Source organism: Flavobacterium sp. LM4 (genome assembly GCF_002017935.1).
Classification (GTDB): Bacteria; Bacteroidota; Bacteroidia; order Flavobacteriales; family Flavobacteriaceae; genus Flavobacterium; species Flavobacterium chungangense.
Window position 1 is genome coordinate 1 of the sequence record NZ_MUFW01000001.1, and the last position, 22515, is coordinate 22515.

Annotated in this window: 20 protein-coding genes; 9 read left to right on the plus strand and 11 right to left on the minus strand. The window is 35.9% G+C overall.

Translation table 11 applies throughout. The features are described 5' to 3' along the window. Positions 1–108: 108 nt before the first annotated feature. Positions 109–828: a DUF1349 domain-containing protein gene (locus BXU10_RS00005; RefSeq protein WP_223255355.1), complete on the minus strand. Its 720-nt coding sequence runs from the start codon at positions 826–828 to the stop codon at positions 109–111. A gap of 237 nt (positions 829–1065) precedes the next feature. On the opposite strand from BXU10_RS00005, the gene BXU10_RS00010 reads away from it, so the two are divergent. Both BXU10_RS00010 and BXU10_RS25705 read left to right on the plus strand, forming a co-directional pair. Beyond that, entirely contained in the window at positions 1066–1590 is a 525-nt protein-coding gene (locus BXU10_RS00010; RefSeq protein WP_223255356.1) for a hypothetical protein, read from the plus strand. A 33-nt stretch (positions 1591–1623) separates the two neighbouring features. Then, positions 1624–1737 (plus strand): hypothetical protein, encoded by a 114-nt coding sequence (locus BXU10_RS25705; RefSeq protein ID WP_369803399.1) that lies wholly within the window; start codon positions 1624–1626, stop codon positions 1735–1737. 60 nt (positions 1738–1797) lie between these two features. On the opposite strand, the gene BXU10_RS00015 is transcribed toward BXU10_RS25705, so the two are convergent. From BXU10_RS00015 to BXU10_RS00050, 8 genes are all read right to left on the minus strand, one after another. Next, the gene (locus BXU10_RS00015; protein WP_078225588.1) at positions 1798–2901 is read right to left on the minus strand and encodes a pectinesterase family protein; all 1104 of its coding nucleotides are present in this window, start codon (positions 2899–2901) and stop codon (positions 1798–1800) included. 88 nt (positions 2902–2989) lie between these two features. Continuing rightward, the gene (gene fucP, locus BXU10_RS00020; RefSeq protein ID WP_078225589.1) at positions 2990–4294 is read right to left on the minus strand and encodes an L-fucose:H+ symporter permease; all 1305 of its coding nucleotides are present in this window, start codon (positions 4292–4294) and stop codon (positions 2990–2992) included. A 21-nt stretch (positions 4295–4315) separates the two neighbouring features. Further along, complete coding sequence (locus BXU10_RS00025) at positions 4316–4756, minus strand: MaoC/PaaZ C-terminal domain-containing protein (protein WP_007809657.1); 441 nt, start codon at positions 4754–4756, stop codon at positions 4316–4318. Positions 4757–4941: 185 nt separating this feature from the next. Continuing rightward, a complete protein-coding gene (locus BXU10_RS00030) occupies positions 4942–6006 on the minus strand; it encodes a Gfo/Idh/MocA family protein (RefSeq protein ID WP_078225590.1) in 1065 nt (354 codons plus the stop codon). A 2-nt stretch (positions 6007–6008) separates the two neighbouring features. Continuing rightward, positions 6009–7232 (minus strand): extracellular solute-binding protein, encoded by a 1224-nt coding sequence (locus BXU10_RS00035; protein WP_078225591.1) that lies wholly within the window; start codon positions 7230–7232, stop codon positions 6009–6011. A gap of 2 nt (positions 7233–7234) precedes the next feature. After that, positions 7235–8371 (minus strand): CaiB/BaiF CoA-transferase family protein, encoded by a 1137-nt coding sequence (locus tag BXU10_RS00040; protein ID WP_078225592.1) that lies wholly within the window; start codon positions 8369–8371, stop codon positions 7235–7237. Positions 8372–8375: 4 nt separating this feature from the next. Next, positions 8376–9518, minus strand: coding sequence for a CaiB/BaiF CoA-transferase family protein (locus tag BXU10_RS00045; protein WP_078225593.1), 1143 nt, complete (start codon positions 9516–9518; stop codon positions 8376–8378). A 3-nt stretch (positions 9519–9521) separates the two neighbouring features. Next, positions 9522–10661 (minus strand): ABC transporter substrate-binding protein, encoded by a 1140-nt coding sequence (locus tag BXU10_RS00050; protein ID WP_078225594.1) that lies wholly within the window; start codon positions 10659–10661, stop codon positions 9522–9524. A 287-nt stretch (positions 10662–10948) separates the two neighbouring features. Between BXU10_RS00050 and BXU10_RS00055 the strand changes: the two genes are divergently transcribed. From BXU10_RS00055 to BXU10_RS00080, 6 genes are all read left to right on the plus strand, one after another. Continuing rightward, positions 10949–12136: a glycoside hydrolase family 105 protein gene (locus BXU10_RS00055; RefSeq protein WP_078225595.1), complete on the plus strand. Its 1188-nt coding sequence runs from the start codon at positions 10949–10951 to the stop codon at positions 12134–12136. A 17-nt stretch (positions 12137–12153) separates the two neighbouring features. Beyond that, positions 12154–12918 (plus strand): SDR family NAD(P)-dependent oxidoreductase, encoded by a 765-nt coding sequence (locus BXU10_RS00060; protein ID WP_078225596.1) that lies wholly within the window; start codon positions 12154–12156, stop codon positions 12916–12918. Positions 12919–13014: 96 nt separating this feature from the next. Beyond that, positions 13015–13869: a fumarylacetoacetate hydrolase family protein gene (locus BXU10_RS00065; protein WP_078225597.1), complete on the plus strand. Its 855-nt coding sequence runs from the start codon at positions 13015–13017 to the stop codon at positions 13867–13869. 1 nt (position 13870) lies between these two features. Beyond that, a complete protein-coding gene (locus tag BXU10_RS00070; RefSeq protein ID WP_078225598.1) occupies positions 13871–14884 on the plus strand; it encodes a zinc-binding alcohol dehydrogenase family protein in 1014 nt (337 codons plus the stop codon). Between the two features lie 19 nt (positions 14885–14903). Then, the gene (locus tag BXU10_RS00075; protein ID WP_078225599.1) at positions 14904–15701 is read left to right on the plus strand and encodes an SDR family oxidoreductase; all 798 of its coding nucleotides are present in this window, start codon (positions 14904–14906) and stop codon (positions 15699–15701) included. Between the two features lie 5 nt (positions 15702–15706). Continuing rightward, positions 15707–16540: an amidohydrolase gene (locus BXU10_RS00080; RefSeq protein ID WP_078227861.1), complete on the plus strand. Its 834-nt coding sequence runs from the start codon at positions 15707–15709 to the stop codon at positions 16538–16540. A 76-nt stretch (positions 16541–16616) separates the two neighbouring features. Here BXU10_RS00080 and pelA read toward each other — a convergent pair whose 3' ends face one another. After that, on the minus strand, positions 16617–17822 hold the full coding sequence (gene pelA, locus BXU10_RS00085; RefSeq protein WP_078225600.1) for a pectate lyase: 1206 nt from the start codon (positions 17820–17822) through the stop codon (positions 16617–16619). Positions 17823–17892: 70 nt separating this feature from the next. Beyond that, the gene (locus BXU10_RS00090) at positions 17893–19581 is read right to left on the minus strand and encodes a glycoside hydrolase family 28 protein (protein WP_078225601.1); all 1689 of its coding nucleotides are present in this window, start codon (positions 19579–19581) and stop codon (positions 17893–17895) included. A 405-nt stretch (positions 19582–19986) separates the two neighbouring features. On the opposite strand from BXU10_RS00090, the gene BXU10_RS00095 reads away from it, so the two are divergent. Further along, positions 19987–22491: a right-handed parallel beta-helix repeat-containing protein gene (locus tag BXU10_RS00095; protein ID WP_078225602.1), complete on the plus strand. Its 2505-nt coding sequence runs from the start codon at positions 19987–19989 to the stop codon at positions 22489–22491. Positions 22492–22515: the final 24 nt, after the last annotated feature.

Genomic DNA, 22515 nt, shown 5'->3' on the forward strand with positions numbered 1-22515 from the left:
ATTCAAACAAATAAAATCTAAGAAGAGTTTTAATTATTTAAATATGTGCTATTAGAAAAGGGGATAAATTATATAGATCCACTTTTGTAATAGCACCTTTTCGTATTTCTAGATTCCTAAACGAAAATCTTTTACACTTTTTTGTTCTAAGCAAATATCTTCGAAATAACTTGTTGTTCCTATATCTACCGGGCATTGTGCACTGATTCCTGTCCAAATTTCTGCAGGATAATTGTTTTTATATAAACGAACCATTTGCCAATTTTTATTGTCAAGCGAATAATAGCTGGCAACTGTTTCTGTATCTGATGAAATTTTCATGTAAACAGTTTTGCCATCAACAATGTCATGATTATTATCGTCTGAGGTTCCTATGGTACGGACTGTGACAATTCTGTGATTACCGCGTTCATCCTGCTCAAAGCAAAATTTTTGATAAAAACTGTCGTTTACATATAGGTATAATACACCGGCATTGTATAAACCGTTTTTAGTGAATTTCGGGCTTATTTTTGCTGTTAACGTAAAGGGTTTTGTGTTATCAACTTTAGATAAAAGAATAGGTGCCGAATTATTTGATAGTTTATTATTTGGATCTGAGAAATAATCTTTTTTCTCTCCCACATGAAATAGTATGTTTTCTTTATTATCCACTTTTGCTAGCGTATCAGCTCCATTAATTGATTTTGTAAAATGTATTTGGCTTAGTTTGATATCGCATGGAACTCCACGGACAATCGCTGAGTCTTTTGGTTTTGTTGCAGTATTTTTCGCTGTTTTATTTTCTTTAGAAATATTGTTACAACCTGTAAATAAAATAATTTGCAAAAGACTGCAGAAGATAATGGATTTAGATTTTATAAATGTTTTTGTTAAAAGTATAAATAGTCTAACTTAGTTTTTCAAAATTTACATTTTACTTCTAATAACGACAATACGTAAAATTAACCAATTTTATTTGAACAACTATTACAGATATATCCATTGAAGATCAGTTAACTTCTACTTTATTAAAACAAACTTTTTTGAATGAAGAGGCATTACACGTAGAAGATTATAAAAAAAATGGCTGCTGCTTATGTTTCTATAGAGCAATGTGTCGCAGTACTTTCGGATTTTCAGGCTGACTGTAGTTATATTTATGCAGGTAATTTTGGTAAATTGCTCGGACTCTTAGGTGATTTGTTTATCGATTCTGCTTTTGAAGACTGCATATTTGATAAGTTAAATTCTGAGGATGTAATCGAGCGCCATGCCTTAGAACTTCATTTTTTTCAATATCTTAAAAATCTTCCTGAAGAAGAATATAGAAATTACAGTACTTTTAGCCGTTTACGTTCTTCTGATAAGAAAAATGTGTATTACATTATCCATAGAACTATGTATCTTAAAAGATCGCCAAATGGGAGTGTTTTATTTGCATTGTGTTTGTATGCAGCATCAACTAATTCAGAATTTAGAAAGGGGATTGATGGTAAAATTGTAAATATTAAAACAGGAGAAACCATATCATCTGAAAAATATAAACCTTATACAGAAAGTCTGCTGTCTCAAAGAGAGTTAGAAATTCTGACTCATCTTGCAAAATGAAGCAATAGTGATCAGATTGCAAGTCTGTTAAGTATTTCGGTTTATACTGTTCGTCGCCACAGACAGAATATAATTCAAAAACTGCAGGTTGCGAATACAACCGAAGCTTTAAAAACAGCTTTTGTTATGGGATTAATAAAGGTATAAGTTTGAGAAATAAAAAAAGCCTTTAAATATGATTTAAAGACTTTTGAATGGCGGTTTATTTTAAAATCCTTTTTCAAAATTTGAATCGGCATTTTTGGCTTTTTTTGAAGGTAAGACAGAATCGCATTTGTCTTTTTCAATTACAGGATTCCAGTCACCTTCAAGATTACTTGCAGTTGTTGTGTTGGCAGCAAATATTTTTTCTTTGGTATATTCTGCAGCTTCTGTTTTGTTTAACTGTTTAGACCATGCTATTCGATTATCAGATTTGGAACCTGGGCCATAACAATTATATTCTGCATAGAATGAGTTTTTCCAGTTGTCATATCCCTTGTGTTCTGGATCTTTTGACCATATAGACCAGCCTTCGGGAATAATAGTTGAATCTTCATAAGAATTAATGAAAACCGTATTTGCACCTGCTCCCCATGGTCTTCCAAGAGATACTTTTGAAACGGTTGTTTTAGGATATTTCATTATGACACAATCTTTAAACACAAAACCATATTTGCTTTTTCCTGCTTCGTGATTTCCTGCAGTGATATAAGAGTCTTTTCTAGACTGAATAAAACAATTTTCAAACAAGGCTATTCCTGCGCCAAAGATGAAGTCTGTCGTTCCATCAATGATACAATCTTTGATGTAGGTTCTCTTATTTGCTTTAAGATAAAATGTATCTTGAAAACCGCTCATTTTGCAATTGTGAAATATGGCCCTGTCGCCGTTTACCATTAAAGCTACAGCCTGTCCCCCTTTTTTATACTGAGGTAACTCGCTACTAATAGTGTTTTCAAAGGTTATGTTTTCTGCAAAAAAATCATTTGCTTCAATTGATATACTGAATGATTTGCTTGTGCCACCGGCAATTTCAGCATAATCATCGTAGGTAAGAATAGTGTTTTTGTAAGATTCGCCTATTAAGGATACATTTTTCTTTCCTGAGGTTAGTTTTAATTTCTCTTTATAAGTGCCAGGTTTCACAAAAATGAGGGTACGTTTAGAACTATTCTCAGGTACAGCATTAAAAGCATCCTGAATTTTTGTGTAATTACCGCTTCCATCAGCAGCCACTACAATATCATAAGCAGTTTTGTTTTTTTGGGCGTATAAAACCACGTTGAAACTAATGAGCAAGAAGTAAAAAGTAAGTAGCGTTTTTTTCATATTAGATTTGAATGATAGCAGTTAAAAAATAAATTTCCAAGGAACAAATTTTGAACCTTGGAAATTTATAAAAATAATTGAAATTGAACTAAGAAACGATATTTTTTACTTTATGTCCAAATATTCCGAAATAAAGAATAATCACGAAACATACTAACGGAATTATATAACCTGACTGAATATCGTCATGTTTCATGTCAATTAAAGTTCCCATTGCATAAGGAAGGATTGCTCCACCCACAATAGACATTACCAGCCATGAAGAACCCGTTTCGGTATTCGATTTTAAACCCACCAATCCTAAAGAGAAAATAGTTGGGAACATGATTGACATAAAAAAACCTAATCCGCCCAATGCGTAAATAACTGTAATACCTGATCCGTAAATCGCTACTAAGCAAAGCAAAGCACTAATTATACAATAGATAGAAAGTAAAACATAGTCTTTGACAAATTTCAAAAAGAATGTTCCACTAAAACGACCTATCATAAACAGAAGTCCATATATGCCAAGGTAATAAGCAGCTGTTTTTTCATCTAATCCAGCTTCTTTTTGAGCTATTCGGACAAAAAAGCTGGTTACACATACTTGGGCTCCAACATAAAAAAACTGTGCTACAACTGCCCAACTTAAGTGAGAAAATTTTAAAACAGAGAAAAAACCTGGTTTAACTTCGTTTTCTGTTTGTTTAGACTTCATTGATGGCAAATGCATAAAATAAAATATTATAGCTACCAACACCAGAACACTGCCTAAAATAATATAAGGCAATTTTACTGCCGAAGCCTCTTCTAATAAGTAGGCTGTTTTTGCCGTATCTGACATTGCGGCCATCTCTGCTGGGGTGTAGTTAATTCCTGAAAGTATAAAAATACCTCCCAAAATGGGGCCTAACATGGCTGCTAAACCATTAAATGAGGCAGCCAGATTTAATCTAAATGAAGAAGATTCTGCAGGACCTAAAATAGCTGCGTAAGGATTTGCACTAGTTTCTAAAATAGTCAAGCCGCAACCAATTACAAATAAGGCAAACAAAAATAATTCATAAGTTCTGCTGTTTGCGGCGGGTACAAAAAGAAAAGCTCCAATTGCGAAAACTAATAATCCAGTGATAATACTGTTTTTATAACCAAATCGTTTAATAAGCATTCCAGAGGGAATCGCCATAATAAAATAAGCAAAATAGATAGACGTATCAATCAATGTTGATTCTCTGTTGTTGAGCTGACAGGCTTTTTTTAGATGTGGAATCAAAATACCGTCAAGACCATGAGCCATTCCCCAAAGGAAAAATAAGCTGGTAATTAAAATAAAAGGCAAAAGATATTGATTTGTTTTGCCGCCTTCTGTTGGGATTTCGTGTTGGTCACCTGTTTGGTTAGTTACTTGCATAGTTAGATTTTTATTTTAGGGTTATTTCTTTTTTACTAATAAAAGATGGTCACATACCAAAACCACTTCACCTCTCTGGTTGATGATTTCTACGTGTTCGGTCACCGTTCCCATATCCGGTTTTTTAGCTTCTCCTTTTTCAGAAATCGTAATTTCTGAATGAATGGTATCACCAATATGAACGGGTTTTACAAATCGCATTCGGTCATAACCTTTAGAGAAAGCCTCCGGGTTTATTTCAGATGCTGTCAAACCTATACCGATACTAAAAACCATTGTTCCATGTGCAATTCTTTGTCCGAAAGGCTGTGTCTTACACCATTCTTCATCCATATGATGCGGGAAAAAATCTCCGGTATGTCCTGCGTGGACTACAAAATCAGTTTCTGTAATTGTTCTGCCTAATGTAACTCTTTTATCGTTAAGTTGATAGTCTTCGAAAAATGTGGATTTGAAATACATGTTTTTTTAGTTTTTAAGTCCTTAGTGATTAGTCCTTAGTGATTAGCTAATTACTATGGACTAGCGACTAATTACTATATTTATATAATTTTTTTGGGCGTTTTAACACGCTTTCCGCTGTATCTTTTTTGGCAGAAAAAGCCAAAAAAGGATGCCGCTTCAATCGTTAACGCAGGCAAACGTTCTTATAATTCATTTAGTGGAATTCCACCTTTTTGATTACTGATATAACAAGCTTCAACAACCTTCATCGTATCTAGCACATCCTGAACACTTGCTAATAATTTGTCATCAGAACCTTCTTTGAAACGCATCAGGTTTGACATAGTACCAATGAAAGCCTCCGGAAACCAGGAACCTTCCAAATTGATTTTTTCCCATTCGTATGTACCATCTTTTTCCAAAGCAACTTCAAATTCGTCCGGCATACCGTCAGGGTAATTCATCAATAAGCCCATTTTGGCTTTAATCGCTCCTTTTGTTCCTTCCCATTTGATGTAGCTTTCTTCGTGTTTAGAGCCAAAATGATGATCGTGATTGGTATTGATAACCACACGCATCGAATCGCCATAATCCAAAATAATCGAAGAACGGCACGAAGATAATTTTTTCAAAGGATGATGAGTCGTTTTGGCATAAACCCCTTTTGGGGTTCCTAAAAACGAACGAGTGCAGTCAATATAATGCACACTGTGAAATAGAATCTCCAATCTTGGATGCTCCTTAATCAGTGGGAACAATTCCCAAGGGGTATTTACCGTAACTTTAAATTCTAAATCATACAAATCGCCAATCATACCCTGATTTATTATGTATCGTGCTGCACTGACAAAAGAGGCAAAACGCAACTGAAAGTTGATTGCTGCGACTAATTTTTTTCTTTCACAAACTGCTACAATTTCTTTGGCCTGGGCCAAATCATTTCCCATAGGTTTTTGAATCAGCACTGCAGCACCATCTGGAAGCTGTTCTAATATTTCTATATATTGATCAGGTAATACGGTAATGTCGTACACTGCGTTCGATGGCGCAATTTTTACAGCTTCGGCTACATTTTCAAAAACATTCGGAATGCCAAATTGTTCTGCCATATCCTGTGCTTTCGAGAGCGTTCTGTTGGTAATACCAAAAACACTCATGCCAGCCATTTTATAAGCTGGAAGATGAGCATCTTTTACTATACCGCTTGCGCCAATAATAATAATCGGTTGCTTTGTTTCTGGCAATAAGGGTTTATATGGAATATTCATAATTATATAATTTGCAGAATAAGATTCTGTGTTTCTTCTAATAATTTTTCGGATGGAATGTTGCTTTCTAATGATTTTAAAACCATCTTGTCAATAAGCTCGGCTACTTTTGGCCAAACCGGAGTTTGAGGAAGTGTCAAAGCATTTTCATGCAATGTTTCCAGTTTATGATAAAACGGAATCATTTTATTTATTTCAACATCATTCCAGGTTGATTTTCTGCACCCGATTCCACCTTCATTAGTTAGCAATTTATCGCTTTCCGGCGTAGTGGCAAATCGCAGAAAATCGTACGCCAGTTTTTGATGTTTGCTTCCTGTGCCAATGGTGTATAGCCAATATACATTCAACGAAGCCGTTTTATGGTTTTCGTTATGCGGTAATTCCGTGATATCTACTTTTCCTTTTATTTTCGATTCTTCAATCACTTCGCACATCGAGGCAAATCCAAACCAGTTGATTGCCATTGCCGCTTCTCCTTTGGCAAAAGCTATACCGGCTTCAACAGAACCAAAATTTTTTGATTGCGGATGAATGGCTTTTTTATTGTTGGATATTGTTCTGTAAAAATCCAAAGCATCAATCGCCGCTTTGTGGTTAATATCGATTTGATTTTGAGGGCTCAATAAAGAACCGCCTCTTGTCCATAACTGTAGACAGAAATCAAAAACCATGTTATGACCGTCAGGATAATGCGCAAAAACAGAACCGTATAAATTTTGCTCAGGGCGGTTGAAAAATTCTGCAATTTGAGTAAATTGTTCCCAGGTTTTGGGAGGAAGTAATTCGTATCCAAATTCCTTTTTGAAATTTTCTTTTTCAATCGGATTTTCAAATAAATCTTTTCTATAAATCAGACATTCCGGGCCATCATGAAAAGGGAGCCCGTAAGTCCCGTTATTAATCTGCTGTAAATTCAATAAAGACTGATGCCAGCCTTCAGGATAATTTTGAGGAGGATTGTCAGAAATTAATGAAGTCAAATCCAGAACCGCTTTTTCATTCGCAGCATCAAAAATCCAGTCGGTATTGATGTGAGCAATATCCCAGTTTCCGTTTATTAAACCTTTATTGGTAATGGTTTCTTCGTATAAATCGTGCAGTTCCAGCGGAATCATTTCTGCTTCAATGGTAATCTTGTTTTTCAGGCAGAACAAATCCCACAGCTTTTGCAATGTACTTTCAAAAGGATCAAATTTCCGGACAGCGATTCTTAACTTTTCCATTATTAGGCTATAAATTCTTTAATAATTCGTTCGTTGTCCTGTCCTAATTTTGGAGAACCTTTACCTGATGTAAAAATTTCTCCGTCAATTCTAATAGGACATCGGGTTGTTTTATAAGTGTAGCTGTCCAGCATTTCAACTCGTTGCACGAAATTCAGAACCTGAAAACCCTCTTCTGCAAAAAGCTGTTTATAGTTCAGGACTTTGGCACACCAAATATCAGCGGGCTCCAAAATATCCAGCCAGTGTTGCGTTTCCTGAGTCTGCAAATGAGTTGCCAGAATGTTTTTGATTTCATCCCTCAATTCAAATTTATTTTCAGGAAATTGCAATAATTCATCACATTTTAAAAGCGAAGCCAAAACCGGAATCGATCCCATAGCCAGGGCTAAGTAGCCATTTTGAGTTTTGTAAATTCCGTAAGGTGCACCCAAATAAGCATGAGCATTATTGGATTTTGTTCGAACAGGTAATTCACCTCCGTCATTAAAAAACGTGGTAATCGTTTCAAACTGAAAATCAAAAGCCGATTCCAGCATACTTACCTGAACTTTGGCTCCGATATTATGGGTTACTTTTCTATATAAAGCAGCTAAAATTCCTTGTGCCAAATGTGCTCCCGCCAACATGTCTACAATCGATAATCCCATCGGAACCGGACCATCTTCCTGATTTCCACTTAACCAGGTTAAGGCTGTCAGTGATTGTAGTAATAAATCCTGTCCGGGTAAATCTTTTAGTCTGGATTTTGTACCGTAGCCTGAAATTTCAGCATAGACAATATTCGGATTGATTTCTTTTACTTCGTCATAACTCAAACCTACACGTTCCATTACGCCGGGTCTGAAATTGTGCATGACCACATCGGCCTTAGCCAGCATTTTTTTTAGCTTTTCGAGTTCATTCGGATCTTTAAAATCGATAGCGAATGATTCTTTGTTTCTGTTGATGGTATGAAATACAGAGGATTCTCCATTCATAATCAAATCAGACGTATATAAGGTTCGGCAGATATCTCCAGTTCCAGGTTTCTCAATTTTTATCACACGGGCACCCAGATCTGCCAATCGCAGACTAGCTGAAGGCCCGGAAAGAAACTGGCTAAAATCTACTATTAAATAATCTTCTAATGGTTTCATTCTGCTAGTTTAAAAATTGTTCGTTTATTGTTAAATTGTCTTCACCAACTTTAGGCGCTGCTTTAGTACTTGTTAAAATCTCACCATCCAGTTGAATTGGGCTTCTGGTTGTAACCAATTTTTTGCCTGCCGAATTTTCTACCGTTTGTTTCAATTGCAGTTCATTCACAAAGGATTGGCTGTCTAATTCCTGGTAATTAAGTACTTTGCCACACCAAACTCCTTGTTTTTGAAGTAATTCAATCCAATAATCTGCTTTTTGAGTCAATAATTTTTCGGCTAATAATTCTCTGATTTCATCTCTTTGCGAAAACCATTTGTGTTTATCAGTGTAATTTTGGAAATCGATTTCCAAAATACTTCCAATAAAAAGCAAATCGCCCATTGCTAAAGAAATGTAACCGTCCTGAGTTTGGTAAATACCATAAGGGGCACTCAGAAAAGCATGAGCGCTTCCTTTTACATTACTTCTTTGAGGCTGTTGTCCGCCGTCATTTAAATAGGAAGTTATTGCTTCAAACTGAACATCCAAAACCGATTCGAGTAAACTTACTTCTACCAAAACCCCTTTTCCTGTTTTGGCTCTTTTCAATAATGCAACCAAAATTCCCTGTACAAAATGATTCCCACACATCAAATCGGCTACAGCCAGACCAAACGGAACTGGTCCCTGACTTTTTCTCCCACTCAGCCAGCTTAATCCTGAAAGTGACTGCAGTAATAAATCCTGTCCCGGTTTGTTTGCCCAGGGGCCTTTGTCTCCGTAACCTGTTATGGTTCCGTAAATTATTTTTGGATTGATATTCAAAACATCGTCAAATGTCAAACCAATTTTATCCATTACGCCCGGCCTGAAATTATGGGTCATAATATCAGCTTTGGTAATTAATTTCTTTACTAAAATTAAATCCTCAGGATTTTTAAGATCAGCTGCAAAAGATTCTTTATTTCTGTTAATGGTATGAAAAAGCAAACTGCTGTCATCCACAAAAAGATCTTTGATGCTCAATTGGCGACAGGCTTCACCTTTTACGGGACGCTCAATTTTGATGACCCTTGCTCCTAAATCAGCTAATTTTAATCCGGCAGAAGGTCCCGCCAAAAATTGGCAAAATTCCAAGACAACTAATCCTTCTAATGGTTTCATCTGTTATAAGTTTAAAGACTTTATGTAATGTGTATCCATTGCGGATAAAGCAGCTTTTTCATCACCTCCATTCATTAAATAATCACGAACCACATCTCCCGCATGATCCTGAAAATACATGTGTCCGGAATATCTTGGTCTTAAAAAAGCTCTTTCTAAAGCAGGCAATGTATTTTTGAAATAATCATGGGTTATGCCGTTAATTCGGTCATTTTTCCAGGCTTGCAAATGCCCCGGTTGTCCGCCATTATCTGAAAAAATATTTTGTTGTACCTGAGAAGACCCTGTAAATTCAGCATATTTTATTGCTTCCGGAATATGCTGACTGAAAGAAGAAACAGCCAAACCGGTTCCGCCCAAAGAACTAATCATCGGTTTGTCATTCAATTTTACCAAGTCATAAAAATGAAGTAAATTTTTGCTATAACCAGTTCTTGAATAATTAGAATAACCGTACGCAAAAGGGCAGTAAGCAATTTCATCAGTATTGACCATCGCTTCATATACCTGAATCGGGTTTCGGTTAAAATTTGCCGGATCCATTAGCTGAGCAAGTTCACGATGCATCTGCAAAGCTTTTTTTCCTGTTTCCACAGAAATTACTTTTTCCTGAGACTGAAAAGGAGTTTCACCTAAACTGCAGCAAAAAGAGTAAAAAGTCATTAGCGAATCTACCGGAATTCCTGCAAAAGCGATCAGTCCTTTTTTTGCTAAAGCCAATAAATCATCATAGGTCTGCGGAACTTTTAACTCATTTTTTTCCAAAATATCTAACCTTGCGGCTGCTACAGGAGTTGCTGCATCTATTGGTAATGCCCATAATTTATTGTGAAAGACGTAGCTTCCGTAAGACTTACCAACGGTATTAATTTCCTGATCTTTTATATATTCGGCAGGAAGATAATCTGATAAAGGTAAAATTGTTTTGGTATCGGCACCAAATCCTGTCCAGGGATGATCTATAACCAAGAGGTCAAATCTTTTAGCTAAATCTTCAATAGAAGCATCTGCAAATTCCTGTAAACTCCTTTTTTCCCAACTTATTTCTATATCAGGATTCAGCTCTGTAAAACGCTGAGCTGTGGCCACCATTGGCAATAATCCTCTGGTGTGGTTCCACGTAATCCCTTTTAGTTTTTTCATTTTGATAGTATAAATATAATAAATGTAATTTTCACATTTACAAATATAGAAATTAGATTCAATTGCTAAGATTATATGATTTATTTTTTCTCAAATAGTGCAGGCTTTTTTTATATTTTGTACAAATTACACATAAAATGTGATATTGTTTTTAATTATATCTATTTTTAAGCACTGATCCTTAAAATAAGTGTCGGGTATTCATATTAAGTTTTATATTTGTAAATGTGAAAATCACATTTATTTTCACATCAATTTCACATCAATACAATTTTTAAAGTAGCGATATGCTTAAAATTTCTTTTCTTTCCAAAATGATTGTCTTACTGATTTTTGTAACGGCAATTTCAAATGCTCAAAATACAATTCCAACGAAGCTAAAATGGTCAGAAAGAATGGCTTTAACATTAATGCAGCGTCATCCGCAATCGTATATGCTTGATGATGCTCCAATAGCACATATAAGTTATGTCCATGGTTTGGTTACCTATGCTTTTCAACAATTAGGCGAGCAAAAAAATGATGAAAAATACGCAGTTTATGTCAAACAATATGCTGATGAATTGATTGATGCCGACGGAAATATTAAAACGTATAAATACGAGTCATTTAATATCGATAATATCCCTACAGGCCGAATTTTGTTTGATATCTATGAACAGACTAAAGACAAACGATATTTAACTGCCATGCAGACTTTGCGTAAACAATTAGAAGAACAGCCTCGTACTCCAAGCGGTGGTTTTTGGCACAAAAAAATATATCCTAATCAAATGTGGCTGGATGGTTTGTATATGGGTGAACCATTTTATGCAAAATATACCGTAACGTTTGAAAACGGTGTTAAGTTAGATGATGTTGCTCATGAATTTGAATTGATTCAGCAAAAGGCAACGGATCCAAAGACAGGATTGTTATACCATGCTTGGGATGAGAGTAAACAAATGCCATGGGCAAACAAAGAAACTGGTGTTTCACCTAACTTTTGGTCCCGATCAATGGGCTGGTATGTGATGGGATTGGTAGATGTTCTGGATTATTTTCCTAAAGATCATCCAAAGCGAAAAGAACTAATTTTGTATTTAAATAATATTTCGAATGCCTTAGTGAAATTTCAGGATCCATCAGGATTATGGTATCAGGTTACGGATATGGGAACAAGAGAAGGTAATTATTTAGAAACTTCAGGTACGGCTATGTTTGCTTATGCTTTTGCGAAGGGAGCAAAAAAAGGATATTTGCCTAAAAAATTCAAAAAAATTGCTGAAAAGGCCTTTGATGGTATTACTTCAAAATTTGTTAAAGTATATCCAAATGGAGAAATTGAAATTACGAATGCCTGTGCTGTTGCTGGTTTAGGAGGAAATCCATATCGTGATGGTTCGTATGAATATTATATTAATGAAAAAAGAAAAGATAATGATCCTAAAGTAACCGGACCTTTTATTCTGGCTGCTTTAGAACTAAATAAATAATACTATAATTTAAAAATATGTTTTCATTACAAAATAAAAAAGCCGTCATAACCGGCGGAGGAAGTGGGATAGGAAGGGCTATTGCAACTTTGTTTGCGAAACAAGGAGCAGAAATTCACATTATTGATTTAACTATTGAAAGTGCTCAGGATGCAGTTGCTGATATTGAGCAATTGGGAGGAAAAGTATTTTCATATGTGTGCAATGTAGTAAATCAGAAAGAGGTAGTCGATACATTTGAAAAAATTGGAAATATCCATATTTTGATTAATAATGCCGGTATTGCACATGTGGGAAAAGTCGACACAACTTTGGAAATCGATTTCCAAAGAGTAATGGATGTAAATGTAAAAGGCGTTTACAACTGTTTGTATGCTGCAATTCCACAATTTAGATTGTCAAACGGAGGTGTTATTTTGAACATGGCCTCTATTGCATCATGGGTTGGGATTCAGGATCGTTTCGCTTATTCAACTGCTAAAGGAGCTGTAATGGCAATGACTTTATCAGTAGCCAGAGATTACATTGATGAAGGGATTCGATGCAATTCGATTTCGCCTGCGAGAGTGCATACTCCTTTTGTAGACGGATTTATCAATAAAAACTATCCGGGCAAAGAAGCTGAAATTTTTGAAAAACTGTCTAAGTCGCAGCCAATCGGACGTATGGGACAACCTGACGAAATTGCTGCACTGGCTTTGTATTTATGTAGCGATGAAGCCGGATTTATTACCGGAAGTGATTATCCTATTGATGGAGGATTTATAAAATTAAATAATTAAAAAAGAGATGCTAAGGTTCTGAGATACTAAGCTGCTAAGATTTTAGCCTTAGAAACTCAGAACCTTAGAATCTTAGTAACTTAAAAAATTAAGAAAATGAAATTAATACGTTTTGGAGCTGCCGGACAAGAAAAACCGGGTGTTATTATTGGAGAAAAAAGATATGATGTTTCTTCAATTGTTTCGGATTTTAACGAAGCTTTTTTCGAAGACAATGGTTTAGAGAAATTAAAGAAAGCTTTAGAAAGTAATCCAGCATTACCGGAAGTAGGAGCAGATGTACGTTTAGGTTCTCCGGTGGCAAGGCCTTCAAAAATAATCTGTATTGGATTAAATTATGTAGATCATTGTCATGAAACTGGCGCTCCGATTCCAACTGAACCAATTATCTTTTTCAAATCAACTACCTCTTTATGCGGTCCGAATGATGATTTGATTATTCCAAAAAACAGTGAAAAAACTGACTGGGAAATCGAGCTGGCATTTGTGGTAGGTAAAAAAGCAAGTTATGTAGAAGAAGCAGAAGCTTTGGATTATGTTGCCGGATATGCTTTATTGAATGATTACAGCGAAAGAGCTTTTCAAATCGAAATGGGCGGACAATGGGCAAAAGGAAAAGGTTGTGATACTTTCGCTCCTCTTGGACCCTTTTTGGCTACACAGGATGAAATTGTAGATGTAAATAATTTACCAATGTGGTTAACAGTTAACGGAAAGAAATTCCAAAACAGTAATACTTCTAATCTGGTTTTCAAAATACCATTTTTAGTGCATTATCTAAGTCAGTTTATGACCTTGCTTCCTGGTGATATCATCAGTACAGGAACGCCTCCGGGAGTTGGATTAGGAATCAAGCCGGATCCAATCTATATCAAACCGGGCGACGTTATTGAATTGGGTATGGATGGTCTGGGATCAAGTAAACAAGTAGCTAAAGCTTATTCTAAATAAAATGAAATATATTGTTTGCGAAAAACCGCAGGAGTTTCTAATCAAAGAAAAACCAATGCCGGAACCCAAAGAGGGAGAAGTACTTTTGAAAATTAGAAGAATTGGTGTTTGCGGAACCGATATTCATGCTTTTGGAGGAACACAGCCTTATTTTGAATATCCGAGAATTCTGGGGCATGAATTGGCTGCCGAATATATCAAAGGAAACGCCAAAGGTTTCGAGCCGGGTGATAAAGTAACATTTATTCCTTATTTCAGCTGCGGAACATGTGTGGCCTGTCGAAATGGTCTGACTAATTGTTGTGCCAATATTAAAGTCTTCGGTGTGCATATTGATGGCGGAATGGCCGAGTATGTTACGATTCCTGAACAGTATTTACTTCACGGACAAGGTTTAGATTATGATGAACTTGCTTTGGTTGAACCATTAGCGATTGCAGCTCACGGAGTAAGAAGAGCAGCAGTACAAGCAACGGATACGGTTTTGGTAATGGGAGCAGGTCCTATTGGATTAGGATTGATTCAGTTTGCGAAAATTGCGGGTGCAAAAGTAATCGTTATGGATATCAATGAGTATCGTCTTAATTTTTGCAAAGAAGCACTTCAGGCTGATGAAACTATTAATCCGTTACATGATGATGTGGCTGTAAAATTAGCAGAATTGACCAATGGCGATATGGCGAATGTAGTCATTGACGCTACCGGAAATCAAAAAGTGATGAACAGTGCTTTTAATTATATTTCGCATGGTGGAAGATTCGTATTGGTGGGACTTCAAAAAGGAGAATTGAATTTCAGTCATCCTGATTTTCATAAAAGAGAATCTACTTTAATGAGCAGCCGAAATGCGACTATCGAAGATTTTGAATATGTAATGCAATGTCTGAAAGCAGGTAAAATCGATCCGAAAAAATACATTACACACAGAGCTGATTTTTCGGAAATGATAGGTGAATTTACAAAATGGATCGACCCTAAAAACAATACTATAAAAGCAATTATAGAATTAAATTAATTCTGAAAAATATAATATTATGGATTTACATTTAAAAGGTAAAATTGTAGTCGTATCAGGTTCTGCCGGAAAAGAAGGAAGTATCGGCGAAACTATCATCAATCGATTGGCAGATGAAGGTGCTATTCCGGTTTTGGTAGACAGAAACAGCAGAGGTATTGGCTATGCAGAAGCTTTGCAGAAAAAAGGAATTGACTCTTTGTTTGTACAAACGGATGTTACCAATCCGGATGAAATGCAAAATGCAGTAAACAAAATTGTTGAAAAATACGGCAAAATTGATGTTGTTATCAATAATGTAGGTGTCAATGACGGTGCCGGATTAGATGCTACCTACGAAGAATTTATGAATTCATTAAAACTGAATGTAGTAAGTTACTTTTTATTGGTAAAATTTGCACTTCCCTACCTAAAAGAATCAAAAGGAAATATTTTGAATATTGGTTCAAAAGTAGCTTTGACAGGACAAGGCGGAACTTCAGGATATGCCGCTGCAAAAGGCGGTGTTCTTGGGCTTACGAGAGAGTGGGCTGTAGATTTGATTCAGCATGGAATTCGTTCTAATGCCATTATTATTGCTGAATGCTATACACCTGCATACGAAGACTGGATCAAAACAGTACCAGATGGCGAAGCCGTTTTGAAAAAAATAAATAAAAGCATTCCGTTTGAGTCCAGAATGACTACAACAGAAGAAATCGCAGATACGACACTTTTTATTATCTCAGATCGTTCTTCTCATACTACTGGACAGTTTGTTTTTGTAGAAGGAGGTTATGTACATTTGGACCGTGCTCTAATCAGTGATGTAAATTAATGAGTATGAGCCGAATTGACTCCCATCAGCATTTTTGGATATTTGATCTGGTTAGGGATAGCTGGATTGACGATTCGATGCAAAAGATTCAAAGGGATTTTTTACCCGAAGATTTATGGCCGTTGCTTTCCCAAAATGAATTTTCAGGCTGTGTGGCTGTTCAGGCCAGTCAGTCTGAAGAAGAAACCAATTTTTTATTGGATCTCGCTTCAAAAAATGATTTTATAAAAGGAATTGTAGGCTGGGTTGATTTGAGAAGCGAAAATATTTCAGAACGATTAAATCACTTTTCGAAATATCTAACACTCAAAGGCTTCAGGCATGTTGTGCAGGGAGAACCGGATGATTTTATGTTCGGGGAAGCTTTTCGTAACGGAATCAAGGCTTTAAAAGAATTTAATTTTACTTATGATATCCTGATTTTTCATCATCAGTTGCCGGCTGCCATAGATTTGATTAAAACTTTTCCTAATCAGCCTTTTGTAATTGATCATATTGCAAAACCGGATATAAAATCGGGTGATATTGTATCATGGAAAAAAGGAATTGAGGAGATTTCAAAATTCGAAAATGTAAAATGCAAAATTTCCGGAATGGTGACGGAAGCTGATTGGAATAATTGGAAACCATCCGATTTAAAACCGTATCTGGATGTAATTTTTGAAAACTTCTCTGCAGATAAATTAATGTTCGGATCCGACTGGCCGGTTTGCAATGTAGCTTCCGACTATAACGAACTGGTAAAAACATTAGAAGATTATATGTCTCAGCTTTCAATAGAGGATCAGAATAAAATCTGGTCTGAAAATGCGAAATCATTTTATAAGTTGAATGACTAAAATATTAATTTCAGTTAATAAAAAAAGCGTGAATTTCTACAATTCACGCTTTTTTTATATTTAGTTTGGGCTTTTATTATTTCAAAACATCAGTTTCAGGAGTCCATTTTTTCTGCCACTCCGGATATTTTTTCAATGCTTTTTCAGGGTTATAAGTATACCATGCATAACCGCTTCTGCGTTCACGGCTAACTTCTGCCAATGAATACAAGTATACACTGTCTCTGTCACAAAACAAAGGTTTTCCTGTTCCTAATTCGTAATAGCGTGTCCAAATTGGCGGTGCTGTCGAATCGGTTACAACACGACGATCATCTTTAACTTTCTTGAATTTCGAATCAAATTCCGGAGCTTCAAAAGTTTCTACTCTGGTATTGTATATTTTAGAATCCTCAAACCATCTAACCGCACTTTGTACCGATCTGATAATTTGTTCGTTCGGATTTTCAATTTTCATTAAAAATAAGACAATATCAACACTTTCTGCATTACTCACACTTGGCGGTTCAAACTTTCTCGCCCATACAGGAAGCAATGTTACCTCGTCATGTTGCTGACACCAGGCACTCAGTTTTCCATGGTCAGAAATTTGTGTTTTTAAAATGCAGTCAATTCCTTTTTCATAAGCTGTATTTACTTTGTTTTTTGTTTCAGCATCTATAAAACTAAAATTAGGATCGTTCTGTACTATTTTATCCAGCAAATTCATAATCCCCATATAGGCGCCGTCATTAAAAGTAATATGACGGCTATATCCTTTTTCCAGTGGATAATATTGCGGCCATCCACCGTTAGGATATTGGGCTTCCAAAATAAAATCGATACCTTTCAGACAGGCTGTTTTGTATTTTTCTATTTTAGTCAGAGTGTAAACCTGCGCCAGATAATAGACATGAGTATAAGTGGTGCCGTTGTCAAAAGTGGTATGTAAAACAGATCTTGAACCTACAATATCATTTATCTGCTCAGGCGTCAAAATAGCACGCATGTCATAATTTTTTGGCCATCCGCCATTATCGCGCTGAAAATAGATGATGTTATCCGCAATTTTGGTGTATTCGGATTCTTCATATTTCGGCTGATTCGGAATCGGATTTACAATATTGTTTTTATCAGCAATACCATACCAGTGATTCATACTGTCGCTAAATGGTTTTGTACTGATTACTGTCGTCTTTTTCTCTTTTTCAGATTGAGCGACTGAATAAAGAAATGAAAAAGAGGTGAGTAGGATTCCAAATAATAAGCTATTATTTTTGGACAGACTTTGTGATGTTTTCATAGTAATTTGATGAACTTCAGTTGTGCTTAGTTTAAACTTAGACACAACTGAAACTTAAAGGTTTAATTAACTATAGTTTTACCGCAGATTTTGGAACAGTTTCTCCTATAACCGTTTTTTTGGCAAAATCGGAATTGGCTGAAGGAACAAATTCTACATTCTCAGTAGCTTCTCCATTAATAGTAATGGCGTTAGATGAAGTAGAGTTGAATTCAATATCCTTGAATGACATGTTTTTACCGTTATAAATATCAATTACATTCGGTTTCTCAATATCAAGTTTTGCATTGTGAATTTTGATTCCGTTAGCATCCACAATGGTAAAGCCTTTTTCTGCTTTAGCAATTAAATTAGAGATTTCTATATTTTCAAGGTTCATTTCAGGTAGTCCTTGTAAAAATACTGCCTGTTGCGCACCTTTGATCGTTACATTTTTTATCGAAATGTTTTTGAACTGAGGCGTTTTTTCATCGACAGGCATCTTTTGATTAACAATTTTATCACCGCCTTCTTCCAAAGTTTCTGCGATGGATTTTCCTCCATAATAAAGGTTGAATGAAATCGCTTGTGACGGAATATCGGTCATGAAAATATCAGAAATAAAAATATTTTCAACAACGCCTCCGCGTCCACGGTTACTTTTAAAACGCAATCCAACATCAGTTCCCATAAAAGTACAATTTGAAACGTGCATGTTTTTTACTCCGCCCGACATTTCACTTCCCACAGTAACACCACCATGACCATGATACACGATATTGTTTTTTATGATAATATTTTCACAAGGCACACCTCTGTCACGCCCGTCTTTATCTTTTCCTGATTTAACACAAATTGCGTCATCACCTACATCAAAACTTGAATTTTCAACAATCACATTTTTGCAGGATTCAACGTCAAGACCATCTCCGTTTTGTGAAAACCAAGGATTACGAACCGTTATATTTCGAACAATCAAATCTTCAATCATTAAAGGATGAATATTCCATGCTGGTGAATTTTGAAATACAGGTCCGTCAAATAATACTCTTTTGCTGTTTTGAATACTCACCAATACCGGACGAAGGAAATCATGAATGGCTTCAAACTCTTCTTTAGTTTTTAAATCCAAACGTACATTCTGATCCGCTCCAACTGAAGCTTTCATGAATGTTTCTGATGGATACCAGCTCGTTTTACTTTCGTTAAGCACTCCGCCTGAAGAAACAAAATCTTTCCATTGGCTTTCTGTTAGTTTACTTTTTTTAACTTGTCTCCAAACTTCGCCTGAACCATCCCAGACACCATTTCCTGTAAAGGCAACGTCCTCAAGGTTTTTTCCGTAGAGTGGAGAGATACAACGCCAGGTGTTTAAACCTTCAAAGCTGGTTTCAATGATTGGGTATAAACTTTTATCAGGAGAAAATTTGATTAAAGCTCCGGTTTGTGCATGTAATTCGATTTTGCTTTTTAATATGATTGGACCAGTTAACCAGATTCCCGGAGGAATAATAAGTTTTCCGCCCCCTTTTTTTGAAAGCGCATTAATCGCATCTTCAAAAGCTTTTGTATTTAAAACATATCCTCCGTTGACAGCACCAAAATCTTTTAAGTTGACAGTGTTTTTTGGAATTTTTGGTTCATTGACCTTTGCCATTTTAAATTCAATGTTATCGTAGGTACCATTGGATTTTAACTTTTGGGCTACCGCATTTCCTGAACAGCTTATGGTTAGAACCGCCATAAGCATAAGGAAAAAATGTGTTGGATTAGTTTTCATTCGTATTGAATTAGTTAAAGTTTGATTTTTTTAATTACCAAAATAATAGGATATGTCTATCTTAGTAAAACTTTTTTTATAAATAGTAGAATAAGTTCCCTAAAAAAACGAAAATACAATAATGTAATCGATTGCACAAATTTAATAAAATTTTTACAATATATTTAATAGGTGGAATAGTAATCTGATTGTCCGCAAAGCAAAATTTGAATCTTTTTTACTTATTATTTAATGCATATTGATTATACGTATTTAAAGAATGCAGGAGGGAGCAGGACACTTATATTTTTATGTTCTATTAAATTGTACCCATTATTTGGTAAAAGTGTAAAAAACACATTTATTTATGAGTCTAATACAGTCAAGAAATAAAAACCTTTGCGGCTTTACCTAAAAAAGAAAAAAATGCGTTTAAATATTTTTACTAAAGTTCTAATTATTTTTTTAATAACAATTTGCACATTCTCATTGCATGCTGCTGAAATCTGGGTTTCTCCTCAAGGAAAAGATACTAATGAAGGAACAAAATCGAATCCTTTGGCAACAGTTCAGATGGCGGTGCGAAAAGCCAGAGAACTACGCCGTCTGAAAGATCCATCCATCAAAGACGGAATCCGTATAATTGTCATGAACGGAACGTATTATTTAAACGAACCTTTATTTATAAGACCTGAAGATTCCGGAACAGTAGACAGCCCGACAACTATTCAAGCGAATGCCAATGCCAAACCAATATTAAGCGGAGGTGTCGAAATTAAAAACTGGAAAAAATCTACACTTGCTGTAAACGGCTTAAAAGCCGGAACAATTTGGGAAGCCAATGCTCCTCAGCAGGCAGGTGAAATTATCAATTACCGACAATTATGGGTAAACGGAAAAAAAGCCGTTAGAGCGAAAAGTACTTCTGGAAACCAAATGGACAGAATTTTGTCCTGGGATGCAGCAACAGAAACCTGCTGGATTCCATTCAAAAATAAATCCCTTAAGTTTGAACCGGGAATGGAAATGTTCATCGTACAATGGTGGGCGATTGCCAATCTTCGAATCAAAAATATCGAAATCAAAAAAGACAGCGCGAGACTTTCATTCGAACAGCCTGAAAGCCGAATCCAGAGCGAACACCCTTGGCCGGCTCCGTGGATTTCTAAAAATAACGGAAATTCGGCTTTCTATCTCAGCAACGGAATCACGATGCTGAACGAACCGGGAGAATGGTTTTTAGACAGAAAAAAGGCGAAAATCTATTACATTCCAAGAAAAGGCGAAGATTTGGCTTCTGCTAAAGTGACTGCGCCGGTTTTGGAAAATTTGGTAAAAATTGAAGGTACTTTAGATACTCCGGTACATCATTTTAATTTTAAAGGAATTTCATTCCAATACAGCAACTGGCTTCATCCCTCACAACAGGGTCATGTGCCTTTGCAGGCGGGAATGTATTTATTGGATGCCTATAAATTAAAAACTCCGGGAACTCCAAATCAGGCGAGTTTAGAAAATCAGGGCTGGGTGGGAAGACCAAGAGCGGCTGTTGAGGTAAATTATGCTAATAATACACTTTTCGAATCTTGTAGTTTTGAACATTTGTCATCTACAGGTTTGGATTTGCACAGAGGAACGAATCATAATATTGTGAAAGGAAATTTATTCAAAGACATTGGCGGAAACGGAATCAATCTGGGTGTTTTCTCTGAAGAATCTTTTGAAGCGCATTTACCTTATACCGTAAAAGATGATAGAGTAGTTTGTTCAGATGAATTGATTACCGATAATTTAATTACCAACGTAGCCAACGAAGACTGGGGATGTTTGGGAATTGCAGCAGGTTTTATAAAGAATCTGACGATTGAACACAACGAAATTTCAGATGTGGCGTATAGCGGAATTTCGATGGGCTGGGGCTGGACGCACACCGAAAACGTGATGCGAAACAATAAAATTCAGCGAAATAAAATTCATCATTACGCCAAACATTTACACGATGTAGCCGGAATTTATACGCTTTCATCACAGCCTGAAAGCAGCATAGAAGAAAACTATATTGATAAAGTGTACAACAGTCCGTATGCACACGATCCGTTTTTGTGGCTGTATTTGTATACCGATGAAGGAAGTCAGGGCTTTACGATTAAAAACAACTGGATTCCGATTCAGAAAATATTGAAAAACAACAATGGTCCGAAGGGCAATATCTGGCAGGATAATTATGCTTTTGTTGATCCAAAAATCAAAGAAAGTGCTGGAATTCGTGCGCCATACAACGACCTATTAGCGAAAGAAGTTGTTGTTGACGAAGCCTGGGGATTACAGGAAATGCCTAAATCGGTAGCGATTGAAGTAATCGGAAAAGATCTGGATATCGAAAAAATCAAATCGACGATAAAAGGTTTCCGAATTGTTGGCGAAGAATTGTACCAATGGGAAAATCATCTGGTTATTTACGGATTGATGAATCAGCCGGAAAGAACGAAACGAAAACTGGCTCTGGCTTTTCCTAAACTGGAAATTAAAATTTACGAGAACCCGGTTTATGATTTTCAGAATTTCCAAAGATGTAAAGATGCCAAAGTAGTTTCTGAATGGGAGAATATCGTTTTGACTGCGAATTTGGTAGAGGACGAAAAACTGCAAAAGGAGTACGTAGATTATCACACAACCCAATTCGAAAAATGGCCTGAAATCGCAAAAGGTTTCTGTAATGCCGATTTTCAGCAATTGCAGGTTTTCAAAAACGGAAGACAATTGATCCTGGTGATTAGTATTCCAAAAGGAGAAAGTTTAGATAAACTGAATCCAAAAACCACCGAAAACAATCCGCGAGTAGACGATTGGAACACCTTAATGAAAAAATACCAAACTGGAATCGAAGGCGCAAAACCTAATGAAACCTGGATATTTTTGAAGAAGATTTAGAAAGAGAAAATAGAGAATGTAGTG

Excerpts from the sequence above, each read along its gene's own strand:
- BXU10_RS00010 (WP_223255356.1), top strand. The coding sequence starts at position 1,066 with ATGGCTGCTGCTTATGTTTCTATAGAGCAATGTGTCGCAGTACTTTCG.
- BXU10_RS00015 (WP_078225588.1), bottom strand. The coding sequence starts at position 2,901 with ATGAAAAAAACGCTACTTACTTTTTACTTCTTGCTCATTAGTTTCAAC.
- fucP (WP_078225589.1), bottom strand. The coding sequence starts at position 4,294 with ATGCAAGTAACTAACCAAACAGGTGACCAACACGAAATCCCAACAGAA.
- BXU10_RS00025 (WP_007809657.1), bottom strand. The coding sequence starts at position 4,756 with ATGTATTTCAAATCCACATTTTTCGAAGACTATCAACTTAACGATAAA.
- BXU10_RS00030 (WP_078225590.1), bottom strand. The coding sequence starts at position 6,006 with ATGAATATTCCATATAAACCCTTATTGCCAGAAACAAAGCAACCGATT.
- BXU10_RS00035 (WP_078225591.1), bottom strand. The coding sequence starts at position 7,232 with ATGGAAAAGTTAAGAATCGCTGTCCGGAAATTTGATCCTTTTGAAAGT.
- BXU10_RS00040 (WP_078225592.1), bottom strand. The coding sequence starts at position 8,371 with ATGAAACCATTAGAAGATTATTTAATAGTAGATTTTAGCCAGTTTCTT.
- BXU10_RS00045 (WP_078225593.1), bottom strand. The coding sequence starts at position 9,518 with ATGAAACCATTAGAAGGATTAGTTGTCTTGGAATTTTGCCAATTTTTG.
- BXU10_RS00050 (WP_078225594.1), bottom strand. The coding sequence starts at position 10,661 with ATGAAAAAACTAAAAGGGATTACGTGGAACCACACCAGAGGATTATTG.
- BXU10_RS00055 (WP_078225595.1), top strand. The coding sequence starts at position 10,949 with ATGCTTAAAATTTCTTTTCTTTCCAAAATGATTGTCTTACTGATTTTT.
- BXU10_RS00060 (WP_078225596.1), top strand. The coding sequence starts at position 12,154 with ATGTTTTCATTACAAAATAAAAAAGCCGTCATAACCGGCGGAGGAAGT.
- BXU10_RS00065 (WP_078225597.1), top strand. The coding sequence starts at position 13,015 with ATGAAATTAATACGTTTTGGAGCTGCCGGACAAGAAAAACCGGGTGTT.
- BXU10_RS00070 (WP_078225598.1), top strand. The coding sequence starts at position 13,871 with ATGAAATATATTGTTTGCGAAAAACCGCAGGAGTTTCTAATCAAAGAA.
- BXU10_RS00075 (WP_078225599.1), top strand. The coding sequence starts at position 14,904 with ATGGATTTACATTTAAAAGGTAAAATTGTAGTCGTATCAGGTTCTGCC.
- BXU10_RS00080 (WP_078227861.1), top strand. The coding sequence starts at position 15,707 with ATGAGCCGAATTGACTCCCATCAGCATTTTTGGATATTTGATCTGGTT.
- pelA (WP_078225600.1), bottom strand. The coding sequence starts at position 17,822 with ATGAAAACATCACAAAGTCTGTCCAAAAATAATAGCTTATTATTTGGA.
- BXU10_RS00090 (WP_078225601.1), bottom strand. The coding sequence starts at position 19,581 with ATGAAAACTAATCCAACACATTTTTTCCTTATGCTTATGGCGGTTCTA.
- BXU10_RS00095 (WP_078225602.1), top strand. The coding sequence starts at position 19,987 with ATGCGTTTAAATATTTTTACTAAAGTTCTAATTATTTTTTTAATAACA.